Genomic DNA, 23,723 nt, shown 5'->3' with positions numbered 1-23,723 from the left:
GAGGCAGACCTATCCTTTCCCCTATGGGCGGGCTCGTCATCTTCGATCTCGACGACACCCTGCTGCGCACCGCCGCCGCCACCCGGGCGGCCCGGCGCACCGTGCTGGCCACCCTCCTGCCCGGCTGCGACGTCGCCCGTGCGCTGGCGATCTGGCGGCGGACCACGCTGCTCTACTCCGATCAGCAGTTCGCCGACCTGGTCGAAGTGCTGGCGGCGGTGCTCGGCGCGCCCCTGCCGGCCGGTGCTGACCTGGACGGACTCGCCGCGGAATACCACGCCGAGGCGGTCGCGCGAGTGACCGTGGACCCACGGGTGGTCGCGGCCGCCCGCCGGCTGCGCGGCGACGGGCACGCCCTGGCCATCGTCTCCAACGGCGACGACGCGGCGCAGCGCGCGAAGATCGACCGGTGTGGACTGGGTGAACTCGCACCGGCTGAGCGGGTGGTCATTTGCGACGGCACACGCATTCCGCGCAAGCCCGACCCGGCGGGCCTCCGCCCGCTGCTCGGCGCTGCCGCACCCGCCGTGCTGGTCGGCGACCGGACCACCGACGTGCTGACCGCCCGGCGCGCCGGCATCCCGGTGGTCCGGCTGCGCACCCGCACCGCCGACCTGGAGCGCGGCAGCGGGTTGAGCCGCGCGGTCCGCGCCGACGCCGAGTGCGCGCCGGCCGGCGTCTACGACGCGGTCCGGGAGCTGCTGTGACGACGCGGGACCAGGAGACCGAGACCCGGCTCCGCTGGCAGCAGTTCGCCGCGGCCCCGCTCACCCGGCCGCACTGGGAGTGGCGCAACGGCTGGCGCCCCGGCCGTACGTCGTACTGGTGGTATCTCGATCTGACCGCCGAAACTGCCCTGGCGGCCCTGGCCACCGACCACCTCGCGGCCCTGCCCGCCCGGTGGCTGGACCCGGCGGCGAACCTGCACGTCAGCCTGCAGCAGGTGGGCTTCACCGACGAGGTCACTCCGGAGCAGGCCGCCCGGGTCCTGGACGCGGCCCGCGACCTCCCGCTCGCCCCGCTGCCGCTCACCTTCGGCCCGGTCGACCCGAACCCGGAGGCGGTGGTGCTCCGGGTCACGCCGTGGCCGGCCATCCAGCGGCACCGGCTGCTGCTGCGCCGGGTCACCGCCTCGGTCGTCGGCGCGATCTCCGGCGCCGACGACCATTTCTGGCCGCACGTCTCGATCGGTTACCTCAGCGCGGCCGTGCCGACCGCCCCGATCGTCCGGGCGCTGCGCGCGCTCCCCGACCGCCGGGTCTCGCTGACCGCCCGTGAGCTGCACCTGGTCCGGCTCAACCGGGACGACCGGCGGTGGAAGTGGGACCGGGTCGGCACGCTGCCGCTCAGGGCCGCAGGATGACCGTGGCCCGGCCGGCCGCCGCGGCGACCAGCTCGGTGTTGCGCTTGTCGTTGCCGTCGACCCAGGCCGCGGCCGCCTCCGGGGTGCGGCCGCCGGCGATCTGCCGGTCGATCAGGCGCTGCCGGGTCACCGCCCAGCTCACGTCGAGGTACCAGATCTCGTCCAGGCACTCGCCGGCCCGGGCCCAGCCGTCGTCCGGCAGGAGCAGGTAGTTCCCCTCGCTGATGATCAGCCGGACCGAGGCCGGGATCCGGTGCGCGTCCGGCACCGGCTCGTGCAGCTCCCGGCTGTAGGCCGGGGCGGTGATCTCGCCGGTCGCGGTCCGCGCCCGGCACAGCAGGTCGGCGAACCCGTCCCGGTCGAAGGTCTCCGGCGCGCCCTTGCGGTCGCGCAGGCCCCGCTCGGCGAGCACCGCGGTGCGCAGGTGGAAGCCGTCCATCGGGACCTGGGCGACCCGCTGCGGCTCGGCGCCGCACCGCTCGGCGACCCGCGCCTCCAGCCAGCCGGCCAGTGTGCTCTTGCCGGCGCCGGGCGGCCCGGCGATCCCGATCAGTCGCCGGTCGCCGCCGAGCGGGATGATCCGCGCGAGCAGGCTTTCCCGGTCACGAACCACTTCAGCCATCCGGAACCCGCCTCTGAGCGGCGAAAACGGTCAGCCACAGCCTAACGCCCGGCGCGCTGATCCGGCCCCGGCGTCAGCGATCCGCAGCCGGTTTCCATCCGAGGGCCGGACCCAGCCGCTCCGCCATGTCGGTGAGGATCTGCACGTAGTCCTCGTGCTCGAAGGTGAACGGCAGCGCGAACGCCACCTCGTCGATCTCTCGGAAGGCCGCTTGCTCCGCAAGCCTTTCCGCGATCTCCGCGGCGGTGCCGACCACGTCCGGCGCGAACATCATCCGCGCTGGTCCCTGCGGAGTTCTGGTACGCGGTGAGCGCTGCTCGGCGTACTGCGCATACTTCTTCCGCTGCGCCGCGGTGGCCGAGTCGGTGGGGATCACCACCAGGCCCTGGGAGACCCGGGCGCGCTCGCCGTCCGGGTGGGCGGCCCGGAACGCGCGGATGTGCGAGAGCTGGACGGCGTCGAAGTCCTCCGACTCCTCCGCCTTGACCACGCTGCTGGTCAGGAAGTTCATCCCGTGCTCACCGGCCCAGGCCGCCGAGCGCAGGCTGCCACCGCCGTACCAGAGGCGGGACGACAGCCCCGGCGAGTGGGGCTGCACGCGATCGGAGAACTGCTCGAAGCCGACCGTTCCGCGGAAGTCGGTGACCGGCTCACCTCGTACGCAAGCGAGCAGTCTCTCGACCCGGGCGTAGCTGAAGTCCTCCGCGTCGGCCGTGTCCGGATAGATCGCGTCCTTGACGCGGTCGAAGTGCATCGGCGGCCCGACGCTGATGCCGGGGTTGAGCCGGCCGCCGGAGAGCAGGTCGACGGTGGCCAGGTCCTCGGCGAGGCGCAGCGGGTTCTCCCAGCCGAGCGGGGTGACCGCGGTGCCCAGCTCGATCCGGCTGGTGCGCTGGGTGGCGGCGGCCAGCACGGCGATCGGCGAGGAGATGCCGAACTGCAGGTGCCGGTGGCGCAGCCAGGCGCTGTCGAAGCCGAGCCGCTCGCCCAGCTCGATGATCTCCAGGGTGGCCTCGTGCCCGCGGCGCGGATCCGCCTCGTCGAACAGGCCGATGGTGAGAAAGCCCAGCCTACGCAGCATGCCTGCACCCTATCCCGGAGATGTGAACCACTCGTTGCTCACAAGATCCTTCACCTTCGCCGGGTGGTCGTTACGCTGTCCCGATGTCCAGCCCCCGGACCCGTGTGTACCTGATCGCGACGGCCGCCGCCGCGGTGCTGGCCGCCGGCGCCGCCGTCGGCCTCGCCCACGACCGAGACCCTTCGCCGAGCGCGGGCCAGTGGGTGGCCCCCTCCTCGTCCGCGGCACCGGCCTCGCCCTCGGCCGCACCGGAACCTCCGCGCGTGGTGACGCCGCCGGCCGGCCTGCCGGTGATCACGTACGCGGACGGGCCGGAGAAGCTGCCCGCCGACCCCGACCAGCACTCCACGGTCGCCCCGACCGAGGGCCTGCACCCGGCGACGAAGGTGGCGCTCTACGACGCGCCGGGCGGCAAGCCGCGCGCCTACCTGCCGCCGGAGATCAGCGGCCTGCGCACCGTGGTCCCGATCGTCGCCCGCGACCGGGGCTGGGTGGCCGTGCTGGTCCCGTCGGTGAACCGGCGGATCGGCTGGGTGCCGCCCGGCGACTACGCCGTCGAGACGCTGCGCGACCACCTGATCGTCGAGGTCTCCCGGCACACGCTGCGCTGGCTGCGCGACGGCGAGGAGCAGAAGCGGTGGACCGTGGCGACCGGCGCGAAGCAGACGCCGACCCCGCTGGGCCGCACCTACGTGATGGGCACGACCCCGATGAAGGGCGACATCTACCTCGGGCTGCGGGCGCTGGTGCTGGGCTCGATCCCGGAGGAGCCGGACAAGATGGCGTCCGCCTTCCAGCTGGCGCACACCGGCATCCACGCCTGGTACAAGGACAGCGTCTTCGGCCACAGCGTGTCGAACGGCTGCGTCCGGATGCCGGGGCCGGCCCAGCAGAAGCTGATCGAGGAGATCCCGGCCGGCACCGCCATCACCGTCCTGGCCTGATCAGCGGGGCACTCAGCAGGTCACGTGGAGCCGGGCGGCGAAAGCCACCCGGGGACGACCGCCGGCGCGCACACCGGCCGGGCGGCGGCCGCTGATCGAACAGGTCGGGCCGCGCTGGGCCTGGGCGCGCTGGGCCTGGACGGCCGGCGCCACGGTGTAGCGACCGGCCGGGCGCACCGGGTGCACCGGCTGGCGGATCATCTCCTGGCGGACCAGGTCGAGCAGGTCGGTCATCGGCAGGCCCAGGGCCCGGCAGATCGCGGCCAGGATCTCCGAGGACGCCTCCTTGGTGCCGCGCTCGACCTCGGACAGGTAGGGCAGCGAGACGCCGGCGGCGGCCGCCACCTCCTTCAGCGTGCGGCCCTGATGCTGGCGCACCCGGCGCAGCACCGATCCGATGACCCGGCGCAACAGTGGCATGCCCGTTCCCCTCCCCCGGAAGCTGTGACCCCCATCCTGCCCTACTGGGCCGAATCCGCGAACGGTGCTACGGTGGGCGCATCCCGGATGCCGGTGGCATTCCCCGCCCGGGACTCTTTCTCACCTGACGACGCGCCGCCTGTGCCGTCGTTTCGCTTCCCCCGAGCCCGCTCGCGGCTCGACTTGGAGTGTTCCCCATGACGGTTACCCGTACCCACAACCCACCATCGACCGAGGAGACGCTCGCGGTCGACGCCATCCTCGACATCGTCGACGACCGGGCCTGGCTGCGCGCCGACGGCTACCTGCCGGGCCGCGCCGACCTGCCGGTCACCCTCGCCGAGACCCGCCGGCTGGGCCTGCGCCGCGGCGACCGGGTGACCGGCTTCGCCCGGTCCGGCCGGCCCGGCAAGCCGGCGCAGCTGCAGGTCACCGCGGTCAACGGGCGGCCGAGCGGGCCACGGCCGGAGTTCTACCGGACGACCGCGCTCTACCCGCAGGAGCGGCTGCGCCTGGAGACCGAGCGGGACCTGCTCACCACCCGGGTCATCGACCTGCTGATGCCGATCGGCAAGGGGCAGCGGGCGCTGATCGTCGCCCCGCCGAAAGCCGGCAAGACCACGATCCTGCAGCAGATGGCCAACGCGATCGCGGTGAACCACCCGGAGTGCCACCTGATGATGGTGCTCGTCGACGAGCGGCCCGAAGAGGTCACCGACATGCGCCGCACGGTCAAGGCGGAGATCGTGGCGGCCACCTTCGACCGGCCGCCGCAGGAGCACACTGCGGTCGCCGAGCTGGCGATCGAGCGGGCGAAACGCCTGGCCGAGCTGGGTGAGGACGTGGTGGTGCTGCTCGACTCGATCACCCGGCTGGGGCGGGCGTACAACCTGACGGCGCCGCCCGGCCGCGGCCGCACCCTCTCCGGTGGCCTGGACAGCACCGCGCTGCAGCCGCCGAAACGCCTGCTCGGCGCGGCCCGCAAGATCGAGAACGGCGGCTCGCTGACGATCATCGCGACCGCCCTGGTGGAGAACGGGTCGGCGCTCGACAACCTGATCTTCGAGGAGTACAAGAGCACCGGGAACGCCGAGCTGAAGCTGGACCGGTCGCTCGCCGAGGCCCGGATCTTCCCGGCCATCGACCTGGCCGGCACCGGCACCCGGCACGACGAGCTGCTGCTCGCCCCGGCCGAGCTGGCCGTCGTCGCCCAGGTCCGCAAGGCGCTGACCGGCCAGGACCGCCGGGACGGCATGCGGCAGCTGCTCACCCAGCTGCGCACCACCGGGTCCAACACGGAGTTCCTCCGCCGGGTGGCACAGACCGTCCACACGTGACCAGTCGGTGAGTATGCTGATCCGAAACGACCGCCGCGGATCCACAAAGGACACCGGGTCCGCCCTGCCACGAGGATGTGCGCGTGAGCGACGACCCGACCGATGTGCCGAAACTCGACACGAGCGTCCCGCAGACCGCCCGGATCTGGAACTACCTGCTCGGCGGCAAGGACAACTTCGAGGTCGACCGCGCGGTCGGCGATCAGATCACCGCGTCGCTGCCGCACTTCGGCACGCACGCCCGGCTCTCCCGGCGCTACCTGGTGCGCGCGGTGCGCTACCTGGCCGGCGAGGCGGGGATCACCCAGTTCCTGGACATCGGCACCGGGCTGCCGACCGCGGACAACACGCACGAGGTCGCGCAGGCCACCAACCCGGCCGCCCGGATCGTCTACGTCGACCATGACCCGCTGGTCCTGGCGCACGCGCGGGCGCTGCTGACCAGCACCGAGCAGGGGGCCACCGCGTACGTCGACGCGGACCTGCGCGATCCGGAGCAGATCCTTAAGCGGGCGCGGGAGACGCTGGACCTCGACCAGCCGGTGGCGCTGATGCTGATGGGCATTCTCGGGCACCTCGAGGACGACGCCGAGGCCAAGCAGATCATCGACACGCTGCTGGCCCGCTTCCCGTCCGGCAGCTACTTCGCGATGTACGACGGCAGCGACACCGACCCGGACGTCCGCGAGGCCGCCCGGATCTGGAACCTGTCCGCCGAGCCGAAATACCACCTGCGCAGCCCGGAGCGGATCGCCGCGCTCTTCGACGGCCTGGAGCTGGTCGAGCCCGGGGTGACCTCGGTGACCCGGTGGCGGCCGGACCCGGCGGACGCGGACGCCGAGGAGATCAGTCAGTACTGCGCGGTCGGTAGGAAGCCTTAGGGCCTAGGCTCCTGGCTAGGAGGTGCGTCCTTGGCGGAGGAACACGACGGTGGCGGCTCGACGGTGCGCCGGCTCCAGGTCGGCGCCCATCTGCGTGCCCTGCGGCTGTCCCGTGGGCTGAGCCGCGAGCAGGCCGGCTATGTCATCCGCGCCTCCGAGTCCAAGATCAGCCGGATGGAGCTGGGGCGGGTCGGCTTCAAGGAGCGCGACATCGTCGACCTGCTCAAGCTCTACGGCGTGGTGGACCAGGCCGAGCACGACCGGCTGGTCGCGCTGGCCCGGGAGGCGAACGCGCCGAGTTGGTGGCAGGCGTACGGCGACGTGCTGGACACCTGGTTCCAGAACTATCTGGACCTGGAGCAGGCGGCCGAGCTGATCCGGACGTACGAGGTGCAGTTCGTCCCGGGGCTGCTGCAGACCGACGCGTACGCCCGGGCGGTGATCCGGCTGGGTCACGGCAGCGCCCGCCCGGAGGAGATCGACCTGCGGGCCGGCCTGCGGATGGAGCGCAAGAAACTGCTGGACCGCCCGGACGCGCCGCGGCTCTGGGCGGTGCTGGACGAGGCGGTGCTGCGCCGCCCGATCGGCGGCCGGGAGGTGCTGCGCGAGCAGATCGCCACGCTGATCGAGGTGTGCGAGTCACCGAGCGTGCGGCTGCAGATCATGCCGTTCCAGTCCGGCGGGCACGCCGCGGCCGGCGGCGCGTTCAGCATCCTGCGGTTCCCGCACGAGGAGCTGCCCGACGTGGTCTACATCGAGCACCTGACCAGCGCGCTCTACCTGGACAAGCGGGAAGAGGTGGACCACTACGCCGCGGCGATCGGCCGCCTGTTCATCGAGGCCGAGCCGCCGGCCGAGACCCCGAAACTGCTCACCCACATCCTCAGCGAGCTGGACGCCGGCCGGATCTGAGCCAGCCGCGGACCGTCAGCGGGAAGCGGGCCTCAGTCCGGCGCGGTCAGCGCGATGGTCGCGGCGCGGGCCGCGGCCAGCACGTCCGCCTCGCTGGCCGGCTGCCCCTGCGCGGCGAAGAGCGCCGCGCTGACCGTGTCGAAAGCCATCCGGGCGCGCAACCGGGATGGCATCGGCGCGTCCGGCCCGAGGATCCTGGTGATCGCCTCGTCGAACCAGCCGCGGGTGCCGCCCTGGGCCGCCAGCCGGGCCATCGTCGGCCCGTTGGCGTGCGCGAACCGCATGCCGAGGATCCGCTCCCGCCCCGTCGAGTCGACCCAGCGCAGCGCCGCGCGGCGCAGCAGCTCCGGCCCCGGCTCCTGGCCGTCGATCCACTCCAGCAGCTCGTCGACCTCGGCCCGCCGGCTGGCCAGCAGCGCCTGGATGATCGCCTCCTTGCCCTCGAAGTGGTAGTAGAGCGACGACTTGGTCATGCCCAGCGCCTCGGACAGGTCGCGGATCGAGGTGCCCTCGAAGCCGCGCTCGGTGAACAGCTCCAGGGCCACCCGGAGGATCTCGGCGCGGGTCTCGCTGCCCGCCCGTCGCGTCGCTGTCATGCCCCTCACCCTACTTGACGAACGTTCGTTCGGCAGCCTACGGTCGAATCTAACGAACGGTCGTTCGGTAGTTGTCCCACGAAGGGTGATAACCATGGAAATCGCCATCATCGGAGCCGGCCCCGGCGGTCTCGCCTGCGCCCGGGTCCTGCAACTGCACGGCATCGACGTCACCGTCTACGACGCGGACGCCTCGGTCACCGCCCGCGATCAGGGCGGCACCCTGGACATCCACGCCGACACCGGCCAGATCGCGCTGGCCGACGCCGGGCTGACCACCGAGTTCGCCGCCCTGGCCCGGCCGGAGTCCCAGTCCAAGCGGATGCTCGACCCGTCCGGCGCGCTGGTCATGGAGCACGTCGTCGACGACGACGAGACCGCCGCCCCGGAGATCGACCGCCGCCAGCTGCGCGAGATGCTGGCCGCCTCGCTGTGGCCGGGCACGGTCCGCTGGGGGCACAAGGTCACCGAGGTCCGCGACGGTGGCCGGATCCGCTTCGCGGACGGTTCGTCGGTCACCGCCGGCCTGGTGATCGGCGCGGACGGCGCCTGGTCCCGGGTCCGGCCGCTGCTGACCGCGGCCACCCCGGAGTACACCGGGGTCACCTTCGTCGAGGTCCGGTTCGACGACGTGGACGACCGGCACCCGGCGATCGCCGCGCTGGTCGGCGCCGGGCACATGTGGGCCAACGGCGACGGGCGGAGCATCATCCTGCAGCGCAACAGCGGCGGCCACGTGCGCGGCTACCTCGGCCTCACGGTCGCGGCGGACTGGCGCGGCGGGCGCGCCGAGCTGCTGGAGCGGTTCGCCTGCTTCGCCCCCGAGCTGCGCCGGGTGATCACGGACAGCGAGGGCGACCTGGTGCACCGGCCGATCTTCGCGCTGCCGGCGCCGCTGACCTGGCCGCACCGGCCGGGCCTGACCCTGCTCGGCGACGCCGCGCACCTGATGGCCCCGTTCGGCGGCGAGGGGGTGAACCTGGCCCTGCTGGACGGCGCCGAGCTGGCCCGGGAGATCGCCGCCGGCCCGGCACCGGACGAGGCCGTGCTGCGCTACGAGCGGCGGATGCTGGCCCGCTCCGGCCCGGTGGCGGCCGGCGCGAACGCGGCGATCAAGGAGTTCTTCGAGGGCGCCTTCGACCCGGCCGACGTCCCGGACTTCGCCGAGGAGGCCGAGCGGTGGAAGCGGAACGCCGCCGAGTATCTGGCCGCCCGGGACAGCTGAGCGCTCAGAACCGGATCGCCGCCCGGGTCCGGCTGACCAGCGCGACGCTGCACCGCGCCCGGTGCAGCAGGTGCCGGCCGACCGACGGGCGGAGCACGGCGCGCAGCGCCCGGCGGGTCCGGGCGCCGGCCACCACCAGCTGCGCCCCGGCCGCGGCCTGGGCCAGCACCTCCCCCGGCGAGCCGACCATCACCTCGGCGCTCACCGGGATCCCCGGGTACCGCCGCCGCCAGCAGCCGACCAGCGCCTCCAGCCGGCCGCGCTCCTCGCCGATCGCCCGCAGGTTCGTCTCGCAGAGGAGATCCCGCCCGTCCGGCGGCGACCAGCCGTGCACCGCGCGGACCGGCACCCCGCGCACCGCGGCCTGCTCGAAGGCGAAACCGAGCACCAGCCCGGCCGCCTCCGACTCGTCCACCCCGGCCACCACCGGGTCGGTCGCCCGCGGCTCGCCGCGGACCACCACCACCGGGCAGCGGGCGTGCGCGCTGACCGAGCCGCTGGTCGAGCCGAGCCAGGCGCGCATCCCGGTGGGCCGGCGGCCGCCGAGCACCACCAGGGACGCGTCGGCGGCCCGCTGGAGCAGGGCGACCGCGGCGGTGGAGTGCTCCACCCGGGCCCACACCCGGACGCCGGGGTGGCTGCTCATCGCGGTGTCCACCGCCCGGCCGAGCATCTCGGCGACCGCCAGGTCGGTGTCCACGTCCGGGTAGACCGCGGCGGCCGGCATCATCGCGGCGGCCGGCACGTAGGTCGGCCACTCGTACGCGTAGACCAGCTCGACCGGCACGTCGCTCCGCTCGGCCTCGTCCAGTGCCCAGCGGGCCGCTTTCCGCGCCTCCGCCGAGCCGTCGTAGCCGACCACGATCCTCTGGGTGTGCACCGCGCCCGCCTCCTCCCGCGCTGCTTCCCCCGATCGTCGTCGCCCGGCCCGCCGCGGGCAAGGCTGTGGGGCCCGTCACATTATGGGCCTACCGGTTCTCTGTGGACAGGACCTTCAGCACTTGCTCCGCCACGCCGGTCGACGAGGCCGGGTTCTGCCCGGTCACCAAGCGCCCGTCGGTGACCACGTGCGGCTGCCAGTCGGCCGCGCCGGAGTGCCGCGCGCCCAGCTCGGTCAGCCGGCGCGCGAGCAGGAACGGCACCACCTTGGTCAGCCCGGCCGCGGCCTCCTCGCTGTCGGTGAACCCGGCGACCCGCTTGCCGGCCACCAGCGGGGTGCCGTCGGCGAGAGTCAGCCCGATCAGCGCGGCCGGCCCGTGGCAGACCGCGGCCACCACGCCGCCCCGCTCGTAGATCTCCCGGCCGAGCCGGATCAGTCCGGCGTCGCCCGGGAAGTCCCACATCGCGCCGTGCCCGCCGGCGAACAGCACCGCGTCGTAGCCGGCCGGGTCGAGGTCGGCGAACCGCGGCGTGTGCCGCACCCGCTCCCGCACCCCGGCGTCCTCGGTGAACTCCTTCTGCACCGGGTCGGTCAGGTCCACGCCGTCGACCGGCGGCTCGCCGCCGGCCACGCTCGCGAACTCGACCTCGTGCCCGGCCGCGGTGAACACCTTCCACGGGTGGGCCGCCTCCGGCAGGTAGTAGCCGGTGGGCCGCAGCCCGCCCAGGTCGCCGTGGCTGGTGAGGCCGATCAGGATCTTCGCCATGTCAGTCCTTTCTCCGAGGGGAACGCGCCAACCATGCCCGGGCAGGGCGATCAGGGTCCAAGAGGCTCAGCGGCAGTCAGCCATCAGAGAATTGATGGCATGGTGAGCCTCGACCTGCTGCACACGTTCCTGGCCGTCCACCGGGCCGGCACCCTGACCCGGGCCGCCGAGCTGCTCGGCGTGGCCCAGCCGACGGTCACCGCCCAGCTGCGCGCGCTGGAGACCGAGCTGGGCCACCCGCTGTTCGTCCGCGGGCCGCGCGGCGTCACCCCGACCGCGGCTGCCGACGACCTGGCCCGGCGGCTGGACGGGCCGATGGACGCGCTGGCCGGGGTGGCCGTCGGGCTGGGCGAGCCGGCTGAGCCCGGCGGCCGGACCCTGCACCTGGGCGGGCCGGCCGAGCTGACCAGCGCCCGGGTGCTGCCCGCGCTGGCCGGCACGATCGCCGCCGGGGTCGCGGTCCGGGTCCGGCTCGGGCTGGCCGACGACCTGCTCGCCGAGCTCGGCCAGGGCCGCCTCGACCTGGTGGTCAGCGCGGTCCGGCCGCGCCGGGCCGGCCTGCACGCGGAGCCGCTCTGCGACGAGGAGTTCGCGCTGGTGGCCGCTCCGGAGGTGGTTCCGGTCCCGGATCTGCGCCGGGCGCCGCTGCTCGCGTACGCCGAGGAACTGCCGATCGTGCGCCGCTGGTGGCGGCACGTCCTGGGCCAGCCGCCACCCAGGCGGGCCGTGCTCGTCGTCCCCGACCTGCGCGCGTTGCGCGCCGCCGCGATCGCCGGCATCGGGGTCACCGTGCTGCCGCGCTACCTGGTCGCCGACGACCTCGCCACCGGCGCCCTGACCGAGGTGCTGACCACCGCCGACCCACCGATCAACACGCTCTACCTGGCCACCCGCGCGGCCACCCGGGACGCCCCGCACATCGCGATGGCCCGCGCCGCGCTGCTCCGCGAAGGCAGGCACTGGTGACCTGGAGGTAACCGGGATCACTCGTCCGCTGTTCGGGATCGGAAACATGGATTTGATCTTCGGCCGTTAGGGTCCTCGCGCCGCGCCAGGGTTGTCCGGCACTGCCAGCATGGCGCCGTTTTTGACTTGAGGAGAGTTCATGGCTGTCAAGGCCGAGTACCTGTGGACCGACGGAACCCAGCCCACCGCGAAGCTCCGGTCGAAGACCAAGATCCTGGCCGACGGCGAGCAGCCGCCCCTGTGGGGTTTCGACGGTTCCAGCACCAACCAGGCGCCCGGTGACAAGTCGGACTGTGTGCTCCGCCCGGTCTTCACCTGTCCGGACCCGATCCGCGGCGGCAACAACATCATCGTGCTGTGCGAGGTCGAGCTGATCGACGGCACCCCGCACCCCACCAACACCCGCGCCGCCCTGCGCGCGTCCGCCGAGAAGTACGCCGACCAGGAGGCGATCTTCGGCATCGAGCAGGAGTACACCTTCTTCCAGGACGGCCGCCCGCTCGGCTTCCCGGCCGGTGGCGGCTACCCGGCCCCGCAGGGTGGCTACTACTGCGGCGTCGGCGCGGACGAGGTCTTCGGCCGGGAGATCGTCGAGAAGCACATGGACGCCTGCCTCGAGGCCGGCCTGCACCTGTCCGGCATCAACGCCGAGGTGATGCCGGGTCAGTGGGAGTTCCAGATCGGCCCGGTCGCCGCCCCGCAGGTGGCCGACGAGCTGTGGGTGGCCCGCTGGCTGCTCTACCGCATCGCCGAGGACTACGGCATCTCCGCCACCCTGGACCCGAAGCCGGTCAAGGGCGACTGGAACGGCGCCGGCGCGCACACCAACTTCTCCACCAACGCGATGCGCGACAACTACGACGCGATCATCACCGCGGCGGAGGCGCTCGGCAAGCGGCGCCAGGAGCACGTGGACGGCTACGGCGCCGGCATCGAGCAGCGCCTGACCGGCCTGCATGAGACCGCCCCGTGGACCGAGTACAGCTACGGCGTCTCCGACCGCGGCGCCTCGGTGCGCATCCCGTGGCAGGTGGAGAAGGACGGCAAGGGTTACATCGAGGACCGCCGCCCGAACGCGAACGTGGACCCGTACGTGGTCACCCGCCTGCTGATCGACACCTGCTGCGAGGCTCTCGCTCAGGGCTGACGAGCAGCGACACGACGCGCGGGCGCCGGCCAAGCGGTGCCCGCGCGTCGCGCTTCACCGATCCGGTGGGCGCGTTCCGGGCCGCCGGGTGACATGATGGGCCGGGCAGGCGTTCCCCGGCAGGGAAAGGTACGGCGGTCGATGGCGAGCTTCGAGGCGAGAACGGCCGCTCAGCCGGGCCGGATCACCGTGCTCCTGGCCGGCGACTGTGATCTCACCGCCCGCGACCGGCTCACCGCCGTGCTGCTCGACGCGGTCAGCCACTCTGCGGTGGTGTTCGTCGATGTCAGCGACGTCGGCTTCCTCGATTCCACCGGGGTGCACGCGCTGGTCACCGCCCATCACGCGGCCCGCGCCCGGGACGGCGGGCTCTACCTGACCGGCGCCACCGGCACGGTCGCCGCGGTCCTCGAGCTGACCGGGCTGGACGCGCTGCTGCGCGCCCCGGCCGAGGAGAGCGCCGAGAAGGGCCGCCATGCCTGACCAGCAGCCCACCGACACCGACGGCATGTCGTACACCGAGCCCGACGACCTGCGCCGGGTCCGCACGTTCGTCACCGAGCGGGCCCGCGAGCTGGGCCTGCCACCGGCCCGCATCGACCTGCTCACCCTGGCGGTCAGCGAGCTGACCACCAACACCCTGCAGCACACCGGCGGCGGCGGGCACATCCGGGTCTGGGCCGAGGACGGCCAGCTGATCTGCGACGTGGTCGACGGCGGCGGCCCACGCCCGTTCGGCCGGCCGATGCCGGCGGCCGAGGCGATCCGCGGGCGCGGCCTGGCCATCGTCGAGCGGGTCTGCGACTCGGTCTACACCACCGACGTGCCGGGCGGCACCCTGGTGCGGATCTGCCTCCATCTCTGACCCGCACTTCTATTCTCTGACCCGCACCGCCAGCGTGCACGTGTCGTCGTCCGGGCTCGGCGCGTGCAGCAGCCGATGGATCTCGGGCAGCGGGTCCTCGCCCGGCGCCGCCGACACCGCGCTCAGGTGCTCGCGCACCTCGGCGGTCCGGCCGGTCACGTCGCCGCGCCGCTCCACCAGCCCGTCGGTGTAGAAGAGGACCAGGTCGCCGGGCTCCAGCCGGGTGCTGGCGACCGGGAAGTCGGTCTCGGTCTCGGCACCGAGCAGCAGACCGGGCGGCCGCTCCAGGTCGATGGTGTACCCCCGCCGGCCGATCAGCGGGGCCATGTGCCCGGCCCGCGCCCAGGGCAGCAGCCGGGTGCCCGGGTCGTAGACGCCGACCACCGCGGTGCCGGTGATACCCAGCTGGGCGCAGAGCCGGTTCAGGTGTCGGAGCAGCAGCCCGGGGTCGCGGATGCCCACCGACAGCCAGGCGACCAGGGCGAACCGCAGGTGGGCCATGCCGCTGGCGGCCTCCATGCCGTGCCCGGCCACGTCGCCGACGGCCAGCGCCACCCGGCCGTCCGGCAGGGTCTGCGCGTGGTACCAGTCGCCGCCCACCTGCACCGCGCTCTCCGCCGGCAGGTAGCTGACCATCGCCTCCAGACCGTCCAGCTCGAACGAGCCGTCCGGCACCGGCTGGATCATCTGCTGCAACTGGCGGGCCACCCGGTGCTCGGCCAGCGCGCTCAGCTCCCGATCCCGGACCTGATCGCTGAGCCGCTCGATCTCGGTGCGGGTGGCCACCCGGGCGGTCACGTCCTGCACCACCGCGTAGATCTTCACCGGCCGCCCGCCGGCGTCCCGGGCCAGGTCGGAGAGGATCCGCAGGTGTTTGATCCCGTCGCCGATCCGGAACCGGACGGTCACGTCCGAGGTGCTCCCCATGTCCATGGTCTGCCAGGAGGCCTCGGCGATCCCGCGGTCCTCGGGCAGCATCGCGGCGGCCTGCGCGGTGCGCGGCATGGGGCCCTCGGCCGGGTCCCGTTCGAAGATCCGGTACATCCCCGGGGACCACTCGGAGCGGCCGGTGGCCAGCTCGTGCTCGGTCCAGCCGAGGCTGCCGAGCAGCTCGGTGCTCTCCAGCCGGCGACGGTGCTCGTCCACCCGGGTCCACCAGACCAACAGGCCGCCCAGCACCCGGTGCACGGTGATCTCGAAGCGCGACTCGGCCACCACGCCGGGCCGGGACTCCTCGTAGCGGAACTCGTCCATGGTGGCCGACGTCCCGGTCGCCAGCACCTCGAGGTAGAGCCGCCACAGCGGTCCGTCCACCATGGACGGGTAGAGCTCGCTGAGCCGCCCGCCGACGCGCTGCGTGCCGCGGTCGTGGATGTCGCGGATCTGATCGCTGGTGGCCGCCACCCGGAAGTCGATGGTCACGCCGTCGTCATCGGTGATCGGCACCAGCCAGGTGCAGCCGGCGGGCACCGCGGCGAGCAGCTCCCGGACCACGTCCTCGTCGGCCATCTCCGCAGCCTACCGGCCCAGCCATCACTCCCGCGTCACCGGCGACACCCGGGAGGACCAAACCCGGTTTCCGGTACGCGGTGAGCAGCGACCTCAGCCAACTCACAGCCGGAGCTAACCCCGGACTCACCCCGGTCCCGCATCATCCGGGCCATGACGTCCGCCCCGACCACCACCCGGCCGGCCGGCCGCGCCCCGGTCCCGCGCCGGGCCGCCGAGCCCGGCGGTCTCCTGGTCGGGCTGAGCCTGCTGGTGGTCACCGCGTTCTGGGTGGGCAACGGCGGGGTGCAGCAGGGCGCGGCCGGCGGCTGGACGACGGTCGGTGCGGCCGGCCGGCTCGCCGGGCTCTGGTCGGCCGACCTGCTGCTGGTGCAGACCCTGCTGCTGGCCCGGATCCCGGTGGTGGTCCGGGCGTTCGGCGCCGGCCAGGTGCTGGCCTGGCGGCACTGGGCGGCGACCCGGTCGCTCGCGCTGCTCGCCGCGCACCTGGTCCTGGTGCTGGCCGAGCGCGGCTGGCCGGCCGGGCCGGGGATGCTCTTCGCGGCCGGCGGCGCCGCGGTGCTGGCCACCGTGGCGGTGGCCGCGCTGCGCACCGTCCGCCGGCACGCCCTCGACCTCTACGCCTGCTTCGGCGTCACGCTCGCGCTGCCGCACCAGCTGTGGGCGGGCGGCGACTTCACCGGCTCGGCGGTCGCCCACGCGTACTGGTGGGGGCTCTATGTCCTGAGCGTCGGCGGCGTCCTGGCCTACCGGGTGGTCCGGCCCGCCTGGCGGAGCCGGCGGGCGCTCGCCGGACGTCTTGGGCAATACCGCTAAAAGGACGTGAAAAGAATTCTAGAGTTGGTCCGACCACCAGGGAGGACCCGATGCAGCCGGACACCACTGACGCCGGGCGGACCGCCGCGGTGCCCCGTGGGCTGCTGGAACGGGTTCTCGGCGACCGCAGCCTGCTGATCAAGAGCACCATCACCGCGGCCTGCGTGGCGGTGGTGGCCCTGCTCGTGACGGTGGTCTCGCTGAGCCGGATGGGGCAGCTCCGCGACGACCTGCAGGCGATGAAGGACCACCACGTCGACAGCATGGAACAGCTGGCCAACCTGCGTGGCGGCATCACCAACCTGTTCCGCGGCATGCTGCTGGTCTCCTCCGGGCAGGGCCAGCACGACGACCAGCTGACCCAGGCCGGGCTGAGCGGCACCAGCGCGGCCGACACGCAGATCGACGCGGCGACCGCCGCCTACCGCGAGATCGCCATCGACTCCGGGGCGCGGGACCGGCTGACCCGGCTGGACACCTTCGCCGAGGCGATGCAGCGCTACCGGGCGCTGCGCGACGTGCTGATCTTCCGCAAGGCGCCGCCGGCCGGCTTCCAGATGCCCGCACCGGACCAGATCATGGGCGCTTTCACCAGCGCCGAGGACGCCATGAACGGCGCGATGGACGAGCTGCAGCAGGCCGAGGAGTCGGACGCCGACGCGATGACCGCCACCAGCAACCAGGCCTACCAGCGGTCTAGGCTGATCACCCTGGTCGGGCTGGTGATCGGGTTCGCGGTCGCGGCGTTCGTCGGGTTCGGCGTGATGCGGCTGATCAAACGGCAGCTGGCAACCGTCTCCTCGGCGCTCGGCGCGGTCGCCGACGGCGATCTGACCGTGCCGGCCGAGGTCCGCTCCCGCGACGAGCTGGGCCGGATGGCCGAGGCGGTGAACCGGGCCCGGGAGGGCCTGCAGACCACGGTCCGGCAACTCACCCACGACGCCGGCACGCTCGGCACGGTCACCGAGCGGCTGAGCACCATCACCCGCCGGCTGGACGCCGAGGCGCGGGAGGCCGCCGAGCAGGCCGGGATGGTGGCCGGCACGGCCAACGAGGTGTCCGCCAGCGTGCAGTCGGTGGCGGCCGGCAGCGACGAGATGGGCGCGTCGATCCGGGAGATCTCGCAGAACGCCTCCAGCGCCGCCCAGGTGGCGGCCGGCGCGGTCAACGTCGCCCAGGTCACCAACAACACGGTGGCCAAGCTCGGCGAGTCGTCCGCGGAGATCGGCGACGTGGTCAAGACGATCACCAGCATCGCCGAGCAGACCAACCTGCTGGCCCTGAACGCGACCATCGAGGCGGCCCGGGCCGGCGAGGCCGGCAAGGGATTCGCGGTGGTCGCCACCGAGGTCAAGGACCTGGCCCAGGAGACCGCGAAGGCCACTGAGGACATCGCCCAGCGGGTCCAGGCGATCCAGGCCGACACCGAGAACGCGGTGACCGCCATCCAGGAGATCTCCCGGATCATCTCGGAGATCAACGACTACCAGGTGACCATCGCGTCGGCGGTCGAGCAGCAGACCGCCACCACCAACGAGATGAGCCGCAGCATCGGCGAGGCGGCCACCGGCAGCACCACCATCGCCGGCAACATCAACGCGGTGGCCGGCGCCGCGCACGCCACCACGTCCGCGCTCAGCGAGGCGGACGCGTCGATGGGCGAGCTGACCCGGGTCGCCGGCGAACTCCGCGAGGTGGTCTCCCGCTTCCGCGTGTGAGCGCGGGTCCCGGTGCCGGCTGGTCCTCATGGGTGTCTCTCGTGCCTCGAGACACCCATGAGGACCAGCCGGAGACCCGGCGCCGCTCGCCGGGTCAGTGACCCAGCAGGCGTTCCACCCGGCGCAGCAGCTCGGCCGGGTCGATCGGCTTGGCCAGGTAGTCCTCGGCGCCCACCATCCGCCCGAGGTCCACGTCGGCCGGCTCGGCCCGACCGCTGATGAAGATCACCGGGATGTCCGCGGTCTGCGGCGACGAGTGCAGCTCGTAGCAGAAGCCCAGCCCGTCCAGCCCGGGCATGTGCACGTCGAGCAGCACCAGCTGGGGCCGCTCGCCGACGGCGAGCGCCATCGCGGTGCGCCCGTCGGCGGCGGTCAGCGTCCGGTAGCCGGCCGCCCGCAGCTTGGTGGCGACCAGGTCCCGCACGTCCTCGTCGTCGTCGGCGATCAGCACGGTCGGCGGCTCCAGGGCGGCCGACCAGTCGTCCAGCGGCCAGGACAGACCCGCTCCGGCGTCGCTGAACGTCAAGGCCGTGGTCGAGGTCTGCGGCATCTCCGGGCTCCTTCTGCGCGATGGGACCCCTGAGATCGTCCGGAGCGCGGTGTCCTGCAGAGAACCCGCCGTTGCGGTCGGGTTGCGAGACCCCGGGTAGCTTAGGTTAGGGTTACCTAAACCGACCGCGGGGAGGATTCCGTGAGCCAGACCGTTGTGCCCTCGACCGAGGCGGTCCCGTTCCGGTTCTTCCCGGTCGAGGTGGTCCGGGTCACCCGGCTCAGCCCGAGCTTCCTGCGCGTCACCTTCACCGGCGCCGACCTGGACCGGTTCGCCGACAACGGTTTCGACCAGCGCTGCAAGCTGATCCCGCCGCTGGACGGCTGCGGCATCGACCACCTGCCGATGGGCGAGGACTGGTTCACCCGGTGGCGCGGCCTGCCCGCCGACCGGCAGAACCCGATCCGCACCTACACCGTTCGCGCGGTCCGCCCGCACCTGCGCGAGGTCGACGTCGACATGGTCCTGCACGGCGTCAGCGGCCCGGCGTCGCGCTGGGCGGTCTCGGCCGGCCCCGGCTCGATCGCCTGCCTGCTCGGGCCGAACGCGGACTTCCCCGGCCCGACCGGCGGCACCGACTTCCACCCGCCGGCCGGCACCAACCGGATCCTGCTGGTCGGCGACGAGACCGCGGTCCCGGCGATCGCCTCGATCCTCTCCCGCCTGCCCGCCGGCATGCGCGGCGAGGTCCTCCTGGAGGTCCCGGAGTCCGGCGACCAGCTGCTCGTCGACGCCCCGCCCGGCGTCCGGGTCACCTGGCTGCCCCGCGACGGCGCGGCACACGGCGCCAAGCTGATCCCGGCCGTCCAGGCCGCCGCCGCCCACCTGCTCGGCGACGCGGCCGGCGCCACCTGCGCCGAGCTGGAGGACGTGGACGTCGACGAGGGCCTGCTCTGGGAGGTCCCGGACGGCACCGACGCGGTCGACGGCTTCTACGCCTGGCTGGCCGGCGAGGCCGCGGTCATCAAGACCCTCCGCCGCCACCTGGTCAGCACCTGCGGCGTCGACCGCCGGGCGGTCGCCTTCATGGGCTACTGGCGCCTCGGCAAGGCCGAGTGCTGACGCCTTCCACCCTCTCCACACAGCCACCCTCCGTGGGCTGCACCAGCCTCCGTCCGGCCTCTGCCCCGCTACACCTGACCCCTGCGCTATCTGCGCCATCCTCCACCTGGCCCGCCACCCGGCCTCCACCCCCTACCCGGCCTGCCCGCCGCCGTTTCACCGCGGCGCGCCGAGTGGGGGCGATGCCGCGATCGTGTGATTCCCGGGGCTGACGGCCGGCAGTAACCTCTGCTCAAGAACTGACGCCGCAATGCTCAGGAGCCGACAGAAGCCGTGTCGGGACGGTGCCAGTGTCGGCGCGGGGCCGCGTCAGCCGGCCCGCAGCGAGGGGGACACCATGCCCGGGCCGATCTGCTTCTACGTTCCGTCGCACATCATCGACCACATCGCGCGGCATGCCGGCCGGCTCGGCCTGGACGCGGACGCCGCGCGGCGCACCGCGGTGGCCTCGGCGGCGGTCCGGGAGCAACGCCGGATGCTGGCGATGACCAGCATGGACGCGCTGACCGCGGCCCGGCCCGGCCAGGGTGACCGGCAGATCTTCGATGATCACCACCGGTTCGAGACCGGCGGCGAACTGGTCCGCGGCGAGGGTGACGACCCGGTCGCCGCGGCCAACGTGAACGCGGCGTACGACGGCCTGGGCGCCACCCGCGAGTTCTTCCGCGAGGTGCTCGGCCGCGACTCGATCGACGACGCCGGGATGACGCTGCTGGGCGACGTCAACTACGGCGACGGGTACGACAACGCGTTCTGGGACGGCACCCGGATGGTCTTCGGGAACGGCGACGACCAGATCTTCCAGGACTTCACCCGGGACGTGGACGTGTGCGCGCACGAGCTGACCCACGGCGTCACCCAGTACACCGCCGGGCTGGTCTACACCGATCAGGCCGGCGCGATGAACGAGGCCTTCTCCGACATCTTCGCCGCCTGCGTGGACCAGTTCGTGCAGAAGGTCGACGCCGGCGAGCACAACTGGCTGATCGGCGAGGAGGTGATGGCCGCCCCGATGTACGGCGAGGCGATCCGCTCGATGGCTCACCCCGGGACCGCGTACGACAACCCGGTCCTCGGCAAGGACCCGCAGGCCGCGCACATGTCCGAGTACGTCCCGGGCGGCGACCCGCACCTCAACAGCGGCATCATGAACCGGGCCTTCTACCTGTCCGCCATCGACCTCGGCTCCTACCCAGCCGCCAAGATCTTCTACGCCGCCCTGCGGAACCTCTGGCCGCAGGCCCAGTTCACCGACTGCGCCTACCTCTGCGCCGAACAGGCCCGCCTCCTGTCCCGCGACGGCCGGGTGAGCCGCCACGCCCCGCAAACCATCCGCGCCGCCTTCCGCGAGGTCGGCATCCCCTGACCCGAACTCCCCGGAAGCTTCAACCACGAGCCGCCCCCGCCGATCTTCGTCTCATGACGGTCGCCCGCCACGCCATCCGGACCGCCGCGTTCGCGGCCGCCTACCTGCTCGCCTTCTGGGCCGGCGGATACCTCTTCCTCTCCGCGCTGCCGATCGCCGCTCTCTGGTTGCTGGCCCAGACGCCTTCCGGCCGCCGCCGCTTCGACCTCATCGCGCTCGCCACGACGACCGCGGTGGCCGCCACCCTGAACGGCGCCGGCCCACTCCTCTCCTTAGCCGTGGCTGCCGCCGGCACCCTGCCCGCGCTGCTCTTCGCGGTCCTGACGGAACGCTGGGCCCCAGGTTGGTGGCAGGGCCACGGCGACCGTTTCCGCTCCCTGCGCCACCGCCTGTCCCGGGTCGCCGCCGCTGCCGCCCTGAGCGCCGCCGCGGCCGGCCTGCTGCAGGCGGTCCTCCTGCCCGACACCCCCTGGTACGCCGCCCCGCTCACCACACTCCGCGACACCGCCGCCATCCTGCTCGTCACCCTCGCCGCCCGAGCCCTGCGCCGCTCCAGAGCTCCCCGAACCCCCGGCCTCACCCTGGTCCGCTGACACCCACCGCCCTGCGCCGCTGACGCCCATCCCTCGCGCCGCCGACACTCACCGCCTTGGTCCACTGACGCCCGCCGCCCTGCTCTGCCTGCGCCCTCCGTCCTGCTCCGCCGGCGCCCTCCGTCCTGCTCCGCCGGCGCCCTCCGTCCTGCTCCGCCGGCGACCGCCGTCTTCCTCCGCCGGCGCCCGCCGCCTTGCCCTGCCTGCCCGCCGCCTTGCCCTGCCTGCCCGCCGCCTTGCCCTGCCTGCGTCCGCCGTCTTGCTCCGCCGGCGCCCGCCGTCTTGCGTCGGCCCACCGACCGGTCGGCCCCGGTATCCGCGCCGACCGGATCCTGACCGGGCGGCCTCCCCCGGCAAGACCACATTGCTGCGCGCGGTTCTCATGGCTCGCTGGCCGCCCACTCCCGAGGGACCCTTGGCCTCACCGCCACCACCAACCGCAGCCCCTCGGCTCCGGCGGTTCCGCTTTCGGCACTTCCGCATGCGGTGTTCGCTGCCTGCCGCTTCCATGTTGGGGCGGGTTCGTCTGTCAGGTCGCGGACAACTGAGGGGTGACTCTCCGACTAAGTTCAGTCACGGAACGCGGTTGGGAGAGGGGTAGCAAGGGGCATAAGCACGGCATAGCGCACGCATCCCCCGTTCAGGAGAGGTTGAGCGATGACTACGAATGCACCCGAGCTTCTCGACACCACGTCCGGTAGTGGGACTTCGCCGTCCCGGATCCGTAAGGCGGTGACCAACGTCCGGGACTCAAGGCCGGCTCAGGCGGTTGCCACCCATCGGAAACCGGTGACTGCCGGCTTGCTCGCGTTGGCCGGCGCGGCCACCGCTGCGTTGTTCGCACTGCGCAAACGTAGGGCCAAGACGTCCCGCTCCGCCTGGCGTCCCGCCTTCCGCCGTCACTGACCGAATCGCCGCTTCGACGCCGCCGCCCACTCCCGGGCGGCGGCGTCTTTGCTGGGCCTTCCTCCTCTGACGTGGGTTGCTTCGGCACCTGTTGTGCGGCGGTGGTGCTCAGATGCGGTCGCCGGTGGAGTCAGCGCAGCGGTCGGTGAGCGGCGGGGAGGTGCGGCGAAGGATCGCCGCCCTCTCCACTGCCTTCGGCTGGTGAGTGGTGAGGTCAGGTGCGCTGGAAGATTACGGCCCCCTCCATCGCCTGCGGCTGGTGAGTGGTGAGGTCAGGTGGGCTGGAAGATTACGGCCCCCTCCACCGCCTGCGGCTGGTGAGTGGTCGGGTCAGGTGCGTGGACGATCGCTGCTCCGCTTCATTGTCGGCGGCTGGTCGGTGACGGTGGGGGTCAGGTGCGTGGACGATCGCTGCTCCGCTTCATTGCCGGCGGCTGGTCGGTGACGGTGGGGGTCAGGTGCGTGGACGTTGCCGCCCGCTCCACTGGCCGGAGCTGGTGGGTGGTGGGGTCGGCTGCGGTCGTCGGATGGGGGGTCAGGTGCGGTCGCCGGTGATGTAGTCGGCGAGGGTGGTGCGTTCGGTTTCCAGTTCGTCGATGCGGTTCTTGACTACGTCGCCGATGCTGACCACTCCGGCCAGGCGGCCGTTGAGGACGACCGGGACGTGGCGGAAGCGGTGTTCGGTCATCAGGCGTTCCACGTCCTCCAGGCGGGCGTCCGGTGAGACGGTGCGAACCTGTGTCGTCTGGATGCTGCTGACCGGCTCGGTCAGCACCGCCGATCCGCGGGCGGCCAGGGCTCGCACGACGTCTCGTTCACTCACGATGCCCTCGACCGCCGCGCCGTCGCGAGACACCACCGCCGCACCGATCCGATGCTGGGCCAGAGCGTTGACCAGCCCCTCCACGGACATTTCCGGTTCCACAGTCACCACACTGTTGCCCTTGACGCGAAGGATGTCGCTGATCCGCATTGATCCTCCTATATCGGTCGGCCCCCGTGTCCCTTTCGATCCCTTCCTGACTTCATGCCGAACCCGTCACCCAAAGTCAAGACCCTTCGACATACGTCAAACCACCGCACCGTCCCTGTCCCCCCTCGGAAAACCCGCGCGGCGGGGGCCTGCCGGAAGGTCAACACCAATGCCGGAGGCCCAAGCCACGAGCCACGGGCCACGGGCCACGAGCCGCGAGCCACG

Annotated in this window: 23 protein-coding genes and 2 pseudogenes; 16 read left to right on the top strand and 9 right to left on the bottom strand. The window is 72.9% G+C overall.

All coding sequences use genetic code 11. The features are described 5' to 3' along the window. Nucleotides 1-23 precede the first annotated feature (23 nt). On the top strand, nt 24-707 hold the full coding sequence (locus tag BJY16_RS20375) for an HAD family hydrolase (protein ID WP_185041179.1): 684 nt from the start codon (nt 24-26) through the stop codon (nt 705-707). Further along, entirely contained in the window at nt 704-1,363 is a 660-nt protein-coding gene (locus BJY16_RS20370; RefSeq protein ID WP_185041178.1) for a 2'-5' RNA ligase family protein, read from the top strand. The genes BJY16_RS20375 and BJY16_RS20370 overlap by 4 nt, the downstream gene beginning before the upstream one ends. Here the strand turns inward: BJY16_RS20370 and BJY16_RS20365 are convergent. Together BJY16_RS20365 and BJY16_RS20360 are read right to left on the bottom strand one after the other, a co-directional pair. Then, a complete protein-coding gene (locus tag BJY16_RS20365) occupies nt 1,347-1,985 on the bottom strand; it encodes a nucleoside/nucleotide kinase family protein (RefSeq protein ID WP_185041177.1) in 639 nt (212 codons plus the stop codon). The two genes, BJY16_RS20370 and BJY16_RS20365, sit on opposite strands and share 17 nt — an antisense overlap. Nucleotides 1,986-2,058: 73 nt before the next feature. Further along, nucleotides 2,059-3,066, bottom strand: a complete 1,008-nt coding sequence (locus BJY16_RS20360) for an LLM class flavin-dependent oxidoreductase (protein WP_185041176.1) — start codon at nt 3,064-3,066, stop codon at nt 2,059-2,061. 83 nt (nt 3,067-3,149) lie between these two features. On the opposite strand from BJY16_RS20360, the gene BJY16_RS20355 reads away from it, so the two are divergent. Beyond that, a complete protein-coding gene (locus BJY16_RS20355) occupies nt 3,150-4,010 on the top strand; it encodes a L,D-transpeptidase (protein WP_185041175.1) in 861 nt (286 codons plus the stop codon). A gap of 206 nt (nt 4,011-4,216) precedes the next feature. Here the strand turns inward: BJY16_RS20355 and BJY16_RS20350 are convergent. After that, nucleotides 4,217-4,430 (bottom strand): annotated as a pseudogene (locus BJY16_RS20350) (helix-turn-helix domain-containing protein); the annotation flags it as partial. Nucleotides 4,431-4,651: 221 nt separating this feature from the next. On the opposite strand from BJY16_RS20350, the pseudogene rho reads away from it, so the two are divergent. The 3 genes and pseudogenes from rho to BJY16_RS20335 all read left to right on the top strand — a co-directional run. Further along, nucleotides 4,652-5,767, top strand: a pseudogene (rho, locus tag BJY16_RS20345) (transcription termination factor Rho); the annotation flags it as partial. Nucleotides 5,768-5,850: 83 nt separating this feature from the next. Beyond that, nucleotides 5,851-6,648, top strand: a complete 798-nt coding sequence (locus tag BJY16_RS20340; protein WP_185041173.1) for an SAM-dependent methyltransferase — start codon at nt 5,851-5,853, stop codon at nt 6,646-6,648. Between the two features lie 30 nt (nt 6,649-6,678). Continuing rightward, nucleotides 6,679-7,560, top strand: a complete 882-nt coding sequence (locus BJY16_RS20335; protein ID WP_185041172.1) for a Sco1979 family transcriptional regulator — start codon at nt 6,679-6,681, stop codon at nt 7,558-7,560. 32 nt (nt 7,561-7,592) lie between these two features. Here the strand turns inward: BJY16_RS20335 and BJY16_RS20330 are convergent, their stop codons facing one another. After that, nucleotides 7,593-8,156, bottom strand: coding sequence for a TetR/AcrR family transcriptional regulator (locus tag BJY16_RS20330; RefSeq protein ID WP_185041171.1), 564 nt, complete (start codon nt 8,154-8,156; stop codon nt 7,593-7,595). Between the two features lie 94 nt (nt 8,157-8,250). Between BJY16_RS20330 and BJY16_RS20325 the strand changes: the two genes are divergently transcribed. Next, the gene (locus BJY16_RS20325; protein WP_185041170.1) at nt 8,251-9,381 is read left to right on the top strand and encodes an FAD-dependent oxidoreductase; all 1,131 of its coding nucleotides are present in this window, start codon (nt 8,251-8,253) and stop codon (nt 9,379-9,381) included. A gap of 4 nt (nt 9,382-9,385) precedes the next feature. Here the strand turns inward: BJY16_RS20325 and BJY16_RS48470 are convergent, their stop codons facing one another. Beyond that, a complete protein-coding gene (locus BJY16_RS48470; RefSeq protein ID WP_185041169.1) occupies nt 9,386-10,261 on the bottom strand; it encodes a universal stress protein in 876 nt (291 codons plus the stop codon). Between the two features lie 88 nt (nt 10,262-10,349). Beyond that, entirely contained in the window at nt 10,350-11,027 is a 678-nt protein-coding gene (locus BJY16_RS20315; protein WP_185041168.1) for a type 1 glutamine amidotransferase domain-containing protein, read from the bottom strand. A 99-nt stretch (nt 11,028-11,126) separates the two neighbouring features. Here BJY16_RS20315 and BJY16_RS20310 point away from each other — a divergent pair, with 99 nt between their 5' ends. The 4 genes from BJY16_RS20310 to BJY16_RS20295 all read left to right on the top strand — a co-directional run bounded on the left by BJY16_RS20310 (nt 11,127) and on the right by BJY16_RS20295 (nt 14,005). Beyond that, a complete protein-coding gene (locus tag BJY16_RS20310) occupies nt 11,127-11,993 on the top strand; it encodes a LysR family transcriptional regulator (protein WP_239177989.1) in 867 nt (288 codons plus the stop codon). A 139-nt stretch (nt 11,994-12,132) separates the two neighbouring features. Next, complete coding sequence (gene glnII / locus BJY16_RS20305; RefSeq protein ID WP_185041166.1) at nt 12,133-13,140, top strand: glutamine synthetase; 1,008 nt, start codon at nt 12,133-12,135, stop codon at nt 13,138-13,140. A gap of 141 nt (nt 13,141-13,281) precedes the next feature. Further along, entirely contained in the window at nt 13,282-13,623 is a 342-nt protein-coding gene (locus BJY16_RS20300; protein WP_185041165.1) for an STAS domain-containing protein, read from the top strand. After that, nucleotides 13,616-14,005: an ATP-binding protein gene (locus BJY16_RS20295; RefSeq protein ID WP_185041164.1), complete on the top strand. Its 390-nt coding sequence runs from the start codon at nt 13,616-13,618 to the stop codon at nt 14,003-14,005. The genes BJY16_RS20300 and BJY16_RS20295 overlap by 8 nt, the downstream gene beginning before the upstream one ends. 9 nt (nt 14,006-14,014) lie before the next feature. Here the strand turns inward: BJY16_RS20295 and BJY16_RS20290 are convergent, their stop codons facing one another. Beyond that, entirely contained in the window at nt 14,015-15,514 is a 1,500-nt protein-coding gene (locus tag BJY16_RS20290; protein WP_185041163.1) for a PP2C family protein-serine/threonine phosphatase, read from the bottom strand. 153 nt (nt 15,515-15,667) lie between these two features. Between BJY16_RS20290 and BJY16_RS20285 the strand changes: the two genes are divergently transcribed. Continuing rightward, on the top strand, nt 15,668-16,330 hold the full coding sequence (locus tag BJY16_RS20285) for a hypothetical protein (protein ID WP_185041162.1): 663 nt from the start codon (nt 15,668-15,670) through the stop codon (nt 16,328-16,330). A gap of 50 nt (nt 16,331-16,380) precedes the next feature. Next, the gene (locus BJY16_RS20280) at nt 16,381-18,048 is read left to right on the top strand and encodes a methyl-accepting chemotaxis protein (protein ID WP_185041161.1); all 1,668 of its coding nucleotides are present in this window, start codon (nt 16,381-16,383) and stop codon (nt 18,046-18,048) included. Nucleotides 18,049-18,142: 94 nt separating this feature from the next. Here BJY16_RS20280 and BJY16_RS20275 read toward each other — a convergent pair whose 3' ends face one another. After that, nucleotides 18,143-18,598 carry a response regulator gene (locus BJY16_RS20275; RefSeq protein WP_185041160.1) on the bottom strand — a complete coding sequence of 152 codons (456 nt, stop codon included), beginning with the start codon at nt 18,596-18,598 and terminating at the stop codon, nt 18,143-18,145. Nucleotides 18,599-18,739: 141 nt separating this feature from the next. On the opposite strand from BJY16_RS20275, the gene BJY16_RS20270 reads away from it, so the two are divergent. The 3 genes from BJY16_RS20270 to BJY16_RS20260 all read left to right on the top strand — a co-directional run bounded on the left by BJY16_RS20270 (nt 18,740) and on the right by BJY16_RS20260 (nt 21,619). Continuing rightward, nucleotides 18,740-19,660, top strand: a complete 921-nt coding sequence (locus BJY16_RS20270) for a siderophore-interacting protein (RefSeq protein WP_185041159.1) — start codon at nt 18,740-18,742, stop codon at nt 19,658-19,660. Nucleotides 19,661-19,997: 337 nt separating this feature from the next. After that, on the top strand, nt 19,998-21,026 hold the full coding sequence (locus tag BJY16_RS20265; RefSeq protein ID WP_185041158.1) for a M4 family metallopeptidase: 1,029 nt from the start codon (nt 19,998-20,000) through the stop codon (nt 21,024-21,026). Nucleotides 21,027-21,079: 53 nt separating this feature from the next. Then, the gene (locus BJY16_RS20260) at nt 21,080-21,619 is read left to right on the top strand and encodes a hypothetical protein (RefSeq protein ID WP_185041157.1); all 540 of its coding nucleotides are present in this window, start codon (nt 21,080-21,082) and stop codon (nt 21,617-21,619) included. Between the two features lie 1,441 nt (nt 21,620-23,060). Here BJY16_RS20260 and BJY16_RS20255 read toward each other — a convergent pair. After that, complete coding sequence (locus BJY16_RS20255; RefSeq protein ID WP_185041156.1) at nt 23,061-23,498, bottom strand: CBS domain-containing protein; 438 nt, start codon at nt 23,496-23,498, stop codon at nt 23,061-23,063. Between the last annotated feature and the right edge of the window lie 225 nt (nt 23,499-23,723).

The organism is Actinoplanes octamycinicus, from assembly GCF_014205225.1.
In the GTDB taxonomy this organism is placed as follows: domain Bacteria; phylum Actinomycetota; class Actinomycetes; order Mycobacteriales; family Micromonosporaceae; genus Actinoplanes; species Actinoplanes octamycinicus.
Note: the sequence above shows the minus strand (reverse complement) of the source record. Positions and strands in the feature narration are given on the sequence as shown.

Excerpts from the sequence above, each read along its gene's own strand:
- BJY16_RS20300 (WP_185041165.1), top strand. The coding sequence starts at position 13,282 with ATGGCGAGCTTCGAGGCGAGAACGGCCGCTCAGCCGGGCCGGATCACC.
- BJY16_RS20310 (WP_239177989.1), top strand. The coding sequence starts at position 11,127 with ATGGTGAGCCTCGACCTGCTGCACACGTTCCTGGCCGTCCACCGGGCC.
- BJY16_RS20260 (WP_185041157.1), top strand. The coding sequence starts at position 21,080 with ATGACGGTCGCCCGCCACGCCATCCGGACCGCCGCGTTCGCGGCCGCC.
- BJY16_RS20275 (WP_185041160.1), bottom strand. The coding sequence starts at position 18,598 with ATGCCGCAGACCTCGACCACGGCCTTGACGTTCAGCGACGCCGGAGCG.
- BJY16_RS20255 (WP_185041156.1), bottom strand. The coding sequence starts at position 23,498 with ATGCGGATCAGCGACATCCTTCGCGTCAAGGGCAACAGTGTGGTGACT.
- BJY16_RS20355 (WP_185041175.1), top strand. The coding sequence starts at position 3,150 with ATGTCCAGCCCCCGGACCCGTGTGTACCTGATCGCGACGGCCGCCGCC.
- BJY16_RS20325 (WP_185041170.1), top strand. The coding sequence starts at position 8,251 with ATGGAAATCGCCATCATCGGAGCCGGCCCCGGCGGTCTCGCCTGCGCC.
- BJY16_RS20365 (WP_185041177.1), bottom strand. The coding sequence starts at position 1,985 with ATGGCTGAAGTGGTTCGTGACCGGGAAAGCCTGCTCGCGCGGATCATC.
- BJY16_RS20295 (WP_185041164.1), top strand. The coding sequence starts at position 13,616 with ATGCCTGACCAGCAGCCCACCGACACCGACGGCATGTCGTACACCGAG.
- BJY16_RS20330 (WP_185041171.1), bottom strand. The coding sequence starts at position 8,156 with ATGACAGCGACGCGACGGGCGGGCAGCGAGACCCGCGCCGAGATCCTC.
- BJY16_RS20360 (WP_185041176.1), bottom strand. The coding sequence starts at position 3,066 with ATGCTGCGTAGGCTGGGCTTTCTCACCATCGGCCTGTTCGACGAGGCG.
- glnII (WP_185041166.1), top strand. The coding sequence starts at position 12,133 with ATGGCTGTCAAGGCCGAGTACCTGTGGACCGACGGAACCCAGCCCACC.
- BJY16_RS20375 (WP_185041179.1), top strand. The coding sequence starts at position 24 with ATGGGCGGGCTCGTCATCTTCGATCTCGACGACACCCTGCTGCGCACC.
- BJY16_RS20285 (WP_185041162.1), top strand. The coding sequence starts at position 15,668 with ATGACGTCCGCCCCGACCACCACCCGGCCGGCCGGCCGCGCCCCGGTC.
- BJY16_RS20265 (WP_185041158.1), top strand. The coding sequence starts at position 19,998 with ATGCCCGGGCCGATCTGCTTCTACGTTCCGTCGCACATCATCGACCAC.
- BJY16_RS20315 (WP_185041168.1), bottom strand. The coding sequence starts at position 11,027 with ATGGCGAAGATCCTGATCGGCCTCACCAGCCACGGCGACCTGGGCGGG.
- BJY16_RS20280 (WP_185041161.1), top strand. The coding sequence starts at position 16,381 with ATGCAGCCGGACACCACTGACGCCGGGCGGACCGCCGCGGTGCCCCGT.
- BJY16_RS20290 (WP_185041163.1), bottom strand. The coding sequence starts at position 15,514 with ATGGCCGACGAGGACGTGGTCCGGGAGCTGCTCGCCGCGGTGCCCGCC.